The 13,124-nt window shown below is 41.6% G+C and carries 8 protein-coding genes and 1 tRNA gene; 7 read left to right on the forward strand and 2 right to left on the reverse strand.

Annotated features, from left to right (window positions below):
* Positions 1 to 25 precede the first annotated feature (25 nt).
* The 3 genes from MR764_RS07230 to MR764_RS07240 are packed head-to-tail and all read left to right on the forward strand — an operon-like array spanning position 26 to position 4,679.
* Complete coding sequence (locus tag MR764_RS07230; protein ID WP_247978735.1) at positions 26 to 2,719, forward strand: alpha-L-rhamnosidase; 2,694 nt, start codon at positions 26 to 28, stop codon at positions 2,717 to 2,719.
* Between the two features lie 56 nt (positions 2,720 to 2,775).
* Positions 2,776 to 4,464 carry a hypothetical protein gene (locus MR764_RS07235; RefSeq protein WP_247978736.1) on the forward strand — a complete coding sequence of 563 codons (1,689 nt, stop codon included), beginning with the start codon at positions 2,776 to 2,778 and terminating at the stop codon, positions 4,462 to 4,464.
* 14 nt (positions 4,465 to 4,478) lie between these two features.
* Positions 4,479 to 4,679 (forward strand): hypothetical protein, encoded by a 201-nt coding sequence (locus MR764_RS07240; RefSeq protein WP_247978737.1) that lies wholly within the window; start codon positions 4,479 to 4,481, stop codon positions 4,677 to 4,679.
* Between the two features lie 69 nt (positions 4,680 to 4,748).
* On the opposite strand, the gene MR764_RS07245 is transcribed toward MR764_RS07240, so the two are convergent.
* Positions 4,749 to 5,828 (reverse strand): hypothetical protein, encoded by a 1,080-nt coding sequence (locus MR764_RS07245; protein WP_247978738.1) that lies wholly within the window; start codon positions 5,826 to 5,828, stop codon positions 4,749 to 4,751.
* Positions 5,829 to 5,984: 156 nt separating this feature from the next.
* Complete coding sequence (locus tag MR764_RS07250; RefSeq protein ID WP_247978739.1) at positions 5,985 to 6,836, reverse strand: phosphodiester glycosidase family protein; 852 nt, start codon at positions 6,834 to 6,836, stop codon at positions 5,985 to 5,987.
* Between the two features lie 250 nt (positions 6,837 to 7,086).
* Between MR764_RS07250 and MR764_RS07255 the strand changes: the two genes are divergently transcribed.
* From MR764_RS07255 to MR764_RS07270, 4 genes are all read left to right on the forward strand, one after another.
* Positions 7,087 to 7,159 (forward strand) — tRNA-Gln (locus MR764_RS07255).
* Between the two features lie 641 nt (positions 7,160 to 7,800).
* Positions 7,801 to 8,358 (forward strand): RNA polymerase sigma-70 factor, encoded by a 558-nt coding sequence (locus MR764_RS07260; protein ID WP_247978740.1) that lies wholly within the window; start codon positions 7,801 to 7,803, stop codon positions 8,356 to 8,358.
* A gap of 105 nt (positions 8,359 to 8,463) precedes the next feature.
* Positions 8,464 to 9,600, forward strand: a complete 1,137-nt coding sequence (locus MR764_RS07265) for a FecR family protein (protein ID WP_247978741.1) — start codon at positions 8,464 to 8,466, stop codon at positions 9,598 to 9,600.
* Between the two features lie 76 nt (positions 9,601 to 9,676).
* Positions 9,677 to 13,120, forward strand: coding sequence for a TonB-dependent receptor (locus MR764_RS07270; protein WP_247978742.1), 3,444 nt, complete (start codon positions 9,677 to 9,679; stop codon positions 13,118 to 13,120).
* Positions 13,121 to 13,124: the final 4 nt, after the last annotated feature.

Consider the following 13,124-nt stretch of genomic DNA (forward strand, 5'->3'; position numbering starts at 1 on the left):
ACTCGAATTAAATAACCTAAATCCGATGAAAACCGTTTTATCCGTCTTTGTGGCTGTCATGTTATTTTCGTGCAGCCCGCAATCTGTCGATTTTGCACCCGAAAATCTGAAAAGTGAATACCTCGAAAACCCGATAGGAATCGACACAAAAAATCCGCGATTCACATGGCAACTGCAGACCAATCAACCAGGAATTTCGCAACAGGCTTACCAGGTGGTTGTGGGGACTGATTCTTCAGCTGTAGTTGATGGTACGGGAGATGCATGGAACTCGACAGATATTCAGTCGGAAACCATTCCCGTAAAATACGCAGGCGAAGAACTGCTGCCTTTTACAAAGTATTTCTGGAAAGTAAAAGTTCAGCTTCAGAATGGTAGCTGGACCGCTTATTCAAAAGTTGCCAGTTTCGAAACCGGGATAATGGATCAGTCGAACTGGAAAGGAGACTGGATTTCAGATTCGTATGATTTTAATATTAAACCGGCTCCGTATTTCAGGAAAGAATTCAAGGTGGAAAAGAAGATCAAATCGGCGCGGGCATACATTGCTGTTGCAGGTTTGTATGAACTGTACCTGAATGGTGAAAAAGTGGGCAATCATCGTTTGGACCCGATGTACACCCGTTTCGATCGCCGCACACTTTATGTAACTTACGATGTTACCAGAAGTATTTCTGAAGGGAAAAACGCGGTGGGAGTCATTCTCGGAAATGGCTGGTACAATCATCAATCAACTGCTGTTTGGTATTTCGACAAAGCCCCTTGGCGCGCACGCCCCAAGTTTTGCATGGATTTGAAAATTCAATATGAAGACGGAACGGAAGAAACGCTTTCTACCGATCAGGACTGGAAGACTTCGCTATCGCCGGTTATTTTTAACAGCATTTACACCGCAGAACATTACGATGCGCGTTTGGAACAGGCGGGTTGGAACAAAGCAGGTTTTGACGATTCAAAGTGGAGAGGTTCGATGAAAACCAACGCTCCTTCCAAAAATATTACAGCGCAGGTTTTACATCCGGTCAGAAATGTTACTGAAATTCCCGCAAAGACCGTTACAAAGTTCAGCGATCATAACTATGTGGTTGATTTTGGACGCAATATGGCCGGCGTAACAAAGCTGAAAATCAAGGAGGCTGCCGGCACAACTGTTCGTTTGAAACATGGAGAACGTCTGTACGACGACGGACATGTGGATATGTCGAACATTGATGTGCATTACCGCCCAACCGATGATTCCGATCCTTTTCAAACCGATATTGTGATTCTGAGTGGCAACGATGATGTTTTTATGCCAAAATTCAATTACAAAGGATTTCAGTTTGTGGAAGTTACTTCAGATAAACCGATAGAATTTGCGGAAAAGAATCTGACGGCTTATTTTATGCACAGCGATGTTCCTCCGGTGGGCGAAATTAATTCCTCGAACGAAACGCTGAATAAAACATGGAAGGCGGCCAATTCATCTTACCTATCGAATTTGTTTGGCTACCCGACCGACTGTCCGCAACGTGAGAAAAACGGCTGGACCGGCGATGCACAGATCAACATTGAAACCGGTTTGTATAACTTCGATGCAATCACCGTTTACGAAAAATGGATGGCCGATCACCGCGATGAACAGCAACCCAATGGAGTGCTTCCGGCAATTGTTCCGACCGATGGCTGGGGATATACCTGGGCAAACGGCCCCGACTGGACCAGTACTATTGCCATTATTCCGTGGAATATTTACCTGTTTTACGGCGACACAAAAATTCTGGAAGACTGCTATGAAAACATCAAACGCTATGTCGATCATATCAACGACTTGTACCCGACCGGAATTACCGATTGGGGATTGGGCGACTGGGTTCCGGTGAAATCAAAAGCCCCGAAAGCGTTTACGTCCACTGCTTATTATTTTGTGGATGCCACCATTCTTGCAAAAACAGCCCGGATTTTAGGTAAACAGGCCGAGGCTGAAACTTATTTTGCGCTGGCCGATAAAATAAAAAACGCATTGAACAACAAATACCTCGATCGCGAAACCGGAATCTACGGCAACGGGCTTCAAACTGAATTGAGTTTTCCGTTGCAGTGGGGTTTGGCCCCGGATGACATGATTGAAAAAGTGGCTGCTAACCTGGCCAAAAGAGTGGAAGCGGATGGCAAACACATCGATGTGGGGCTGTTAGGAACAAAAGCTATTTTGAATGCAATGAGCGAAAACGGTTATGCTGATCTGGCTTACGAAGTGGCAGCCCAGGAAACTTTTCCGTCGTGGGGATGGTGGATCGTAAACGGAGCCACCACGTTTTACGAAAACTGGCCGCTGGATGCAAAAAGCGATATTTCGATGAACCACATCATGTTTGGTGAAATCAATGCCTGGTACTATAAGGCTTTGGGCGGAATTTTCCCCGACGAAGAAAAACCCGGCTTCAAAAACGTGATACTAAAACCCAACTTTGTGACGGGGCTCGATCATTTTGAGGCGAAACACGAAAGTCCGTATGGAGAAGTCGTATCGGCCTGGAAAAAATCGGGAGATGAAGTGGAATACAAAGTGCAAATTCCTGCGAATAGTTCGGCCACACTTTTTATCAACGCTGCAGAACTTTCCGAAAGCGACAAAGATATTTCGGAAAACAAAAACATTGTGATAGAGCAAAACGATAGCAGTCAATTGAAAATTCAACTTGCTTCCGGAACTTATTCTTTCAAAATAAAACAGTAAAGAATCGGAAAAAAGCAGGTCTGTTCAAAAGCCTGTCAAATAAAATAACTTATAAGATGAACAAAGCAGGAGTTTTTATCGGATCGTTACTGAGCATCGTAATGCTTGTTTCGTGTTCGGCACCCCAGCCAAAAGAGACGGTTCAGGCATCGGAGAATGACAAACCAAAGATCGTTAACATCATCAATTTTATTCGTTTGCTGGAGCCCCGGAGCGAAGAAATCACCGAAGATGTGCTTTATCAAACCGTGGTAAAACAGGTGGAGATGATGCAAAAATACCGGCTTGGAGGGACATTTTTGCTGCAATACGATGCTTTGCTTGATTCCCGTTATCAGACTCTTTTAAAAAGTCTTCCCGATAGCTCATTCGAAATAGGTGGATGGTTTGAAATTCCGCAGCCGCTGGTTGAAAATGCAGGAATGAAATGGCGCGGACGTTATCCGTGGGATTGGCATGCCGATGTTGGTTTTGCCACCGGTTACACACCCGAGGAGCGCGAAAATCTGGTGGATGTTTACATGGAAGATTTCAAAAAGATTCTTGGCTACTACCCCAAATCGATGGGTTGCTGGTTTATCGATGCACACTCGCTGAAATACATGTACGATAAATATGGAATTGTTGCCTCGTGCAATTGCAAAGACCAGGTGGGAACCGATGGTTACACGATGTGGGGTGGTTACTGGAGTCAGGCTTATTATGCAAGTGCAAAGAATGCCTATATGCCGGCACAAAACGCCGAAAACCAGATTCCGGTACCTATTTTCCGCATGCTGGGAAGCGATCCGATCCATCAGTACGACAATGGTTTGGGGACGAGTCATCAGGGAGTTGTGTCGTTGGAGCCGGTTTATACCGGAGGTGGCGGCGATTCAACCTGGGTAAACTGGTATTTTAAACATTTTGTTGAAGGAGAATGCCTTGAATTTGCCTACGTGCAGACCGGACAGGAAAACTCTTTTACCTGGGGCAGCATGAAAAAAGGTTTTGAAATTCAGATTCCGTTAATTGCTCAATTGAGGGACGAGCATAAAATAAAGGTGGAAACACTTGCCGAGTCGGGAGAATGGTTTAGTAGGAAATACAAAACCACCCCGGCAACGTCTGTAACTGTTTTGGAAGATGTACCCGGCAGCAACCAGAAAACGGTGTGGTTCAACAGCCGGTTTTACCGCGCCAACCTGAACTGGGACAAAGGAACACTTCGTTTCCGAGATGTACATCTTTTTGACGAAAACCTGGCTTCGAAATATCTTACTGAAAGGGGAACTTCAACGCAGTGTATTTATTATACGCTTCCGTTTGTAGACGGATATTTCTGGAGTTCACGTAAAACAACAGCCGGTTTGTGGTTTAAAGCTGAAAAAGACGGGAAAGAGATTCTTTTAAAAGGCGCGGAGCTTTCAACAGCTCATTCAGAAAACGAAACGTTAAACGTGGTTTGGAAACTGGACGACGGATCAGGCACTTTTACGATCAGTCTGGACGAAAACAATACGAAAGTGACTTTTGATGGCGACAGCGACCTTAAGTGGTATTTGACCCTGGATGTGGCTGAAAATGCAGAGCTTCCTTTTACTTCGGTGGAAGCACAAAACGCGAAGATGAACTTTGAAAATATCGATTACAAAGTAGAAGCCGGAAGAGGGAACTTTGTTGTTCACGCAGCAAGCAAGGTTTTCCGCATTCTTCCCGATAAAAATGAGGTGGTATTAAATTTTTCGGACCGGGCAGTGGATTAAGCAATGGCCTCGTAATGAGAATAAAGAAAGCAAATGGGATGGCAGTTGGTTTTCCCATTTTTTTTATTCAGTCGGAAGTGTTTGTTAAAAAGAAAGAGGGTGGCCAAAAAAAGATAAAATCACCCTCTCGCAAAGACGCGCAAGAAACGCAAAGGTCGCAGATTGCTATTTTTCATGTTCTGTGTGCGCGTTCTTTTGAGAATACCCTGGCGTGAAATTTTTTGGCCACCCTCCTGTGAATTATAGTATTCGAATGAATCGACTTTGCGGTCGATCATTTTTGTCTATTTCCCGGTAAGGCTTTTAATTAAATCAACTTCCTCCTGTTTGTAGGGTGTTCCGTCGGGATGAAAAACTTCATGAAACCAAAGTTCCGGTTCCGATCCGTCAGGAATAGGTTCGTCCCAGGCATATTTGGTGTTCGATTTGCCGGCTACCAGTCCCCAGTTTATGGCAGCGATATTTTCGTTCTTTAGAATCGGCATGATGTTCGTAAACAGACTGTTGTTACGGCGTGCCATGTACTCGGTGCAAACGAGCGGACGACCGTAGGTTTTCAAGGTGTCGATGGCAGCCTGATGTTGCTCCGGCCCTTCGTAATTGTGGTAGGTGATAATATCGGAGTTTTCGAGTTGAAACTTATTTAAGTCGGTTAACGACGCTTTCCACACGCCTGCCGACAGTGGCTGAGAAGGGCGGATTTCCCATCCCCATTCGAAAACTTTCTTCAGAAGTGGCATCGATTTGTTGTCGTATCCCGAATTGCCCGGCTCGTTGTAAAGATCCCACAGTGCGATGCGTTTGTCGTCTTTGAAGGTTGATAAAACATCTTTTACATATGTTTCGAGCGTGGTCATCAGCGTTGAATCCCGGTGTAACAGGTCACCCGGATCGCGCACCCATCCCGAATTGTGAACACCAGGTTTCGGTTCGGGTTGTTTGCCGGCCTCGTACTCCGGATTCCAACAGTCGTCGAAAAAAACAAAAATGGTTTTTATCCCATGGCTGTTGGCTATGTCAAGGTATTTGTCCATGCGGCTTTTAAAGCCTTCCTGGTCCACTTCCCAGGCAACATGGTGCAGGTAAACACGCATGCAGTTCAGACCAATGTCTTCGGCCCAGCCTAATTCGCGGTCAATGGTTTCCGGGTCAAAGGTTTCGGCTTGCCAGTTTTCCAACTGGTTAATGGCCGTACTCGGATTAAAGTTGCAACCCCGTAACCAACCGTTTTCAGTCTGCCAGTTTTGAGCTTGTTCTGCCGTCCATTTTTTTGAAATCGTTTCCTTTTGGGGTGTCGCATTCTGGCAGCTTGTGAAAGCAAATAAAGCCGCCATTACAATCAAGTAAATCGGGTTGTTTTTCATTTTGTTAAGGTTATTTGTGAAATATGATATCCGTATCGGTAAAGGTTTAGCTTGTTTGCCGTAAAGATAAAAACGAAATCCGAAATTGCATTCTCTTTTTATTTCGATAAAGGGTACAGGCGTTATTGCTGAAAGCGAACAATCAGAAATACGCTGTTATTTAAGAATCACAATTCCATTGGCGACGGTGCGTGCGCCTTCGTGGTCAAAAAGCTTGTTATCCGAAGGATAATTCACAACTCCCTCTTCTTGCAGCCATAGTGTGGTAGAACCTCCCCCATCCAGATTCATGGCATTTTTGCAGTTCAACGCTTCCATTAAAATACCAAGTTCTTTCATAGATAGCCCAACAGCTTTGTCTTTGTGTCTTCCGTCAGCCGTCACCAGTAACAACTGATAATCAGGTGTGATTCCAACTGCCGAGCGAGGATGCTTAGTGGTATTAAAGGCAACAGAATCCGGTTCAACTAATTTCCCATCTTTTATCAGCATGGGCCCCGAAACCATGATGTCTTCGAAAGCAGGGTGCCAATTCCCCCATTCCTCTTTGGGAAATTCCACAACACGAACAGAATCTCCGACTACAAAAGCCGCTTCCCGAATCATTGCCCCGGCTTCGGGATTGGGCGGCGTTATTATTGTATCATCCACTTTTAGAAACACCACCGATCCCCCTTTTTTCATGTCGAAAAATGTTCCGTTTATGGCAGCCAAGGCATCTTTATCTTCAGCCATCTCACTCAAAAGAACGCGTGCAGAATCGGAATAAACCATTGACACATCGTAGCGGTGTTTTCTCAGGTCTATCTTAACAACATTAATACTCTGCGGCTCCCCGAACAGTTCACCGCTTTTTAACTGATACCACGTAATTTGTTTGTTTACCTTCTCCTTCGACCAATCTTTTGGCGAGAAAGATTTCTCACTTAATCCGGTTTGCAGCTCCTGCGAAAAAGCAGTTCCGCAAACAACAACCAACACCAGCCAAAGCAGTATTTTATTTTTCATGATCTGTTCTCTTTCTATTTCGTAATGCAAGCAGTTTTTCGGATATCTGAATTCCCATATCCCTTTATTCGGCTTAGAAGTTATACCCCCAAACGCAAAAAACAACTTATGTTATGTTAAAATTTTCACCTTTGCTGTACAGAACAATTCCACGTTAAGGAATAGGTTAAATACCGAAACAATTTTCCGATGAATATTTTTGATAAAAGAACAATTTATTTTCAGAGTTTTCTTATTTTTGCAGCCACATTGACCTGTGGTGTAACTGGCAACACGTCTGACTCTGGATCAGAAGAGTCCAGGTTCGAGCCCTGGCAGGTCAACTAAAAAATAAAAAAGCCTGTTAATTTTTCAATTAACAGGCTTTTTTATTTTTTGCTTGTAAATGATAATTGAGAGGTGTCGCCGTATACTTAAATAGCTATGCACCGCCCACCAATCTCCTACATAAATAAATTCTCGTTTGGGCCGAATCAAAATTGCGTTACGAAATATATAATCAATCTAAATTCTGAAGCAATAAGATGTAAACTAAAAAATAAGTGCTAAAAACACACTCAATAACCCACTATATATCAGTAACTAAAAAGCCATTACAGACATTCTACCCAAAGATTTAAAGTTGAATCAAATCATTATAAGAGTCATATTTTTATAAAGAATGACTATCTTCATCGCCAACTAAACCTGACAAAATGGAGAATCAAACGTAAAAATTAGATTCCTATTCACTTCCCCTTGTCAGTACTAAAGTTTTATAAATTAGTAGTACAGCTACTGTTGTTGGAGTTTTATTATCAATATTGCCAACAAAATTTATAAAAAAGATTTTTTAAAGAATTTGCTGATATTAAAGATCAAAGTAAAAAGATACTTACAGTAATCTAAAAATTTGGATTCGGGTAAGAACGCAATTAAAAACGTTTCTGGATTTTAAACCATTAGTTTTAAATGAATATTTAGAATGAACAATTCAGATCGACTTATTTTAAACGAATTACAAAAGCACAACAAAAAAGTTTTTGAGGCTATTTTTTACGAATATCATCAGGCATTGTTGAGATTTGCTGAACGTATTGTGTTTAATAAGGATGTGTGCGAAGACATTGTTCAGTCGGTATTTATCTCTTTATGGGAAAACGCAGGTTCCGTAGAAATTCAGAAATCTTTAAAATCGTGGCTATACCAGGCAGTCCGCTACAAGGGGCTAACCTATCTCAGGAACATGAATATCTATGATAAGCATAAGCTAATTTATCTGGAATACGAGATTTCAGAGCTTATCGAGTCCGAGGCGCAAGATCCTTCGGAACTAACAAAAAAAATTAATATTGCTATTGAGACACTCCCATCCGAAATGCAAAAAATATTTCGCATGAAATATCTTGACGGGTTAAAAGTCAGGGAAATTGCTGAACAGTTCAATATCTCGGAGAACACAGTAAAAACACAGTTAATGCGCGCCAAAACCAGCCTTCGCGAGGTACTTTCCAAAGTTTCATTTATATACTTCTACTTCTAACAGATTTTTTTCTCCGTGTTTGTCACCCATTTTGTCTTCTCGCGAGACATAGGATTAAACATCTCTGCAAAAGGTGTTTGATACAATTTGCGACAAACCAAATTAATGAACGGAAAAAAGAATATTGATTTTAGTCTTATCTGGAAGAAGATACACAAGAAAAACTTCGAAGACAAAGACTTGAACGAATGGCTGAACGACTCTAATAAAAAGAAAGAACTCTTTACTAGTGCCAAACAGTTTTACGAAGAAGGTTCATCTTTTGACAGGAATCCGGTCGATTCGAATGCCTCGTATCGCCAGCTTATAAATAAAATAAGAAGGCGAAAATTCATAAAGGTGGGAACATCAGCCGCTGCGGTTCTGGCCCTTGCTGTTTCGATTTTTATAACCGTTAATAATCAGCGCTCAGAGAATACTAATCCAAACAATATTATCACCCCCGGCACAGACAAAGCCATTCTCGTCTTAAATAATGGTACTGAAATAGATCTCTCTCAAAAGAAGGAAATTCATCTGAAAGAGAAGGATACAAAAATTGCCAGCAATGGGAAGAAATTAGAATATCACCGGGAAAAAAAGGAAGAAGTTCATAAGGCTGAAATAATTTATAACACCTTAAAAGTACCACGTGGGGGTCAATTTTTTCTTGTACTGTCCGACAGTACAAGGGTATGGCTAAATTCTGAATCGGAACTTCATTATCCTGTTACTTTTCCAGATAAAAGAAGAGAAGTTACCTTGGTTGGCGAAGCCTATTTTGAAGTGACCAAAAACAAAAACAAGCCCTTTATCGTGCATTCCGATAATCAGCAAATAGAAGTTCTGGGAACTTCATTTAATGTATCGGCCTATCAAAATAATGAATCAATTAAAACCACTCTGGTTGAAGGACGAGTAAAAGTAAACAGCTCGTCCCAGGAATTATTTCTCGACCCTTCTTTCCAGGCAGTTGTTGACCGCGCAAACGGAAATCTAAGTAAACAACTCGTAAAACCTGAATTATATATCAGCTGGAAAGATGGAAACTATTATTTCGAGAATGAAAGTTTCGAAACTATTCTGAAAACGATTTCGAGATGGTACGATTTTGAATACGAATTCCGGAACCCGGCAGCAAAAGAGATTCAGTTTACCGGAAGTATCAACAGAGAGCAAAAAATTGAAACTATATTTCAAATCATTGAAGAAACTCAACGAATTAAAATGACTGCTTATGAAAAGAAACTTGTGATTAACTAAAAAAAGCGGCAGATGCTGACACCATCCACCGCTAAAAACTTTAGAATAAACCAAAGATTAATTCCAAATCAAATTTATGAAAAAAAAAGAAGTAAAAGCTTTCCTTTTACGGGGAAGCGGTTTGTTACGTATGAAGATTACAGTATTATTTGTATTTCTTTTTGTAATGCAAGGCTTCTCCAGCGTGTATTCGCAAACCGAAATACTTAGGCTAACTAAAACTAAAGGTAATATCAGCGAGATATTAGAATCGATTGATAAACAAAGTGAGTTTCGCTTTTTCTATCCTTCCGACCTTTTTGACGAAACGGGAGAGATCGATGTAACCGAAACTCAGATCACGATGGATGTATTTCTGGAGAAATACATTGCTCCTCTTGGATTTGAATACAAAGTTACTGACCACACAATTGTTATCCGACACCGGGAGACTCCAATACCGGAGGAAACCAAAGAACCCGATCAACAAACTATATGGGTGAAGGGTGTTGTAACCGATGCTACCGGAGCACCACTGCCGGGTGTAACCGTAATTGTAGTTGGCAGTACGCGAGGTGTAATTACAGATATTGACGGTAAATTTTCGATAGACGTCGATCCAACCGGAAAATTGAATTTTTCGTTTATTGGTATGTCCGACCAGCAGGTTGAGATAAATAACAGGACCGTCATTAACGTGATACTTCAGCAGAAATCGGAAGAATTGGAAGACGTTACAGTAGTGGCCTTTGGTAAACAAAAGAAAGAAAGCGTACTTGCGTCTATCAGTACCATAAAAACAGAAGAACTAAAAGTACCTTCGAGCAACTTAACAACTGCACTTGCAGGTAGAATCTCCGGTCTGATCTCGTATCAGCGAAGCGGAGAACCGGGAGAAGATGATGCCAGCTTTTTTGTACGCGGGGTTACCTCATTCTCTTACGCCGCCGGACCGCTTATTCTGATCGATGGAGTAGAAATGTCATCATCTGATTTGGCTCGTTTGCAACCCGACGATATCGCAAGTTTTTCAATTATGAAAGACGCTGCGGCTACTGCGCTGTATGGTGCAAGAGGTGCCAACGGCGTTATTTTGGTTACAACAAAAGAAGGTACCGAAGGAAAAGCAAAAATATCGTTCCGGTACGAGACTTCATTTTCGACACCGACCCAGGAAGTAGAACTGGCTGACCCGATTACTTACATGAAACTCAACAACGAAGCTGTTTTAGCAAGAAATCCTCTATCTGCAGTTCCATACTCCTACGAAAAAATTGACAATACAATTGCCGGAACCAATCCATATGTTTACCCAGCCAACGACTGGTATAACATGCTATTTAAAGACTACACCATTAACCACAGAGCTAATTTTAACGTAAGTGGCGGAGGTAAAATAGCACGTTACTACATAGCTGGAACTTACAATCGCGACAATGGTGTTTTAAAAGTAGATCAAAACAATAACTTCAATAATAACATCGATTTAAAAAGATATTTATTACGATCAAATATCAACATCAATATCACAAAAACTACCGAAGCAGTTGTTCGCTTACACGGTACATTTGATGATTATACCGGCCCGATTGACGGAGGAACCGACTTATACAAAAAAGTTATGAGATCGGATCCGGTTCTTTTCCCGGCGTATTTTGCACCTGATCAGCAATACAGCTACGTTACGCATACTCTTTTTGGTAACTACGACCAGGGACAATACATAAATCCATATGCCGATATGGTAAAAGGCTACAAAGACTATTCAAAATCGTTGATGCTTGCCCAATTCGAGTTGAGACAAGATCTGGGCTTTATAACAGATGGATTGAAAATACGCGGACTGTTTAATACCAACAGGTATTCCTATTTCGATGTTAGCAGGTTCTATCATCCTTTCTGGTATTCAGTGGCCAATTACGATAAGCATACCGATACTTACATATTGGGCCGTCTAAATCCAGATTCGGGAACCGAATGGCTTAGCTACTCTGAAGGTGATAAAAATATTACATCAACCACCTATGCCGAAGCGGCACTTAACTACGACCGCACCTTTAAAAAACATAGTGTAAGCGGTTTACTCGTTTCGACCATGAGAAATACAATCAAACCAAATGCTTCTACTTTGGCTCTTTCTCTGCCATCCAGAAACCTCGGTTTATCTGGGAGGTTTACCTATTCGTACGACAGCCGATATTTTGCGGAATTTAACTTTGGGTACAACGGATCTGAACGATTTGCCAAAAACGAACGATTTGGCTTTTTCCCTTCTGTTGGAACGGCCTGGATCGTGTCGAACGAAAAATTCTGGGGAGACAATATCAGCCGGATCGTTAATAATTTCAAATTAAAAGCTACTTATGGTCTTGTTGGAAACGATGCCATCGGCGATGCTGAAGATCGGTTCTTCTACCTTTCAGAAGTAAATTTAAGTAACTCCGGAAGAGGATTTTTATGGGGTGAAGATTTTGGATATTGGGTTAATGGTGTTGGCACAACACGTTATGCCAATGATCAAATTACCTGGGAGGTATCAAGGAAAATGAATACCGGCGTTGAACTTGGGTTATTTAACAAGCTCGACATTCAGGCTGATTATTATACCGAGCACAGAACAAACATCTTAATGGACCGTGCTAACATTCCAACTACAATGGGTTTACAGGCAACTCCCCAAACCAATGTTGGTGAGGCAAAGGGAAAAGGTTTTGATATTTCGGTTGATTATAACCAGTCGTTTAATAATGATTTCTGGATTACCGGCCGTGCCAACTTTACCTATGCCACAGCAAAATTTGAAGTTTACGAAGAAGTGGACAATACAAGTACACCTTGGCTATCGCACATCGGACAGCCTATTTCGCAAACCTGGGGTTACGTTGCCGAGCGTTTATTCGTGGATGAGTACGACGTCAATAATTCTCCAACTCAAACGTTTAGTGAATACATGGGCGGCGACATCAAATACCGTGATATAAACGGCGATGGTCAGATAAGCTCACTGGACAGGGTTCCTATTGGTTATCCCACACAACCGGAAATTATTTATGGGTTTGGTATTTCTACAGGATACAAAAATTTCGATTTTTCCTGTTTCTTCCAGGGATTAGGACGAGAATCATTCTGGATTGATGCTTACAAGACTGCTCCGTTTATCGACACGGATGAAAGTTCAGGTACCATTTCAAAGAATGCTTTATTACAAGTGTATGCTGACGACCACTTCTCGGAAGATAATCCAGATGTTTATGCATTATGGCCAAGATTATCAGACAAGTATCTTGCAAACAATTCTCAAACCAGTACATGGTTTATGAGAGACGGTTCTTTTTTAAGGTTAAAATCGGTTGAATTTGGTTATACAATACCCAAAACGGTAATCGAGCAGATTGGAATCACAAATCTTCGGCTTTACCTTTCAGGAACCAACCTACTGACTTTCAGCAAGTTCAAATTATGGGATCCTGAGATGGCGGGAAATGGATTGGGCTACCCGATCCAGAAAATATTTAATCTTGGAGTTCAGGTCTCATTCTAAAAAA

The sequence above is a fragment of the Maribellus sp. YY47 genome (assembly GCF_023111095.1).
Classification (GTDB): Bacteria; Bacteroidota; Bacteroidia; order Bacteroidales; family Prolixibacteraceae; genus Draconibacterium.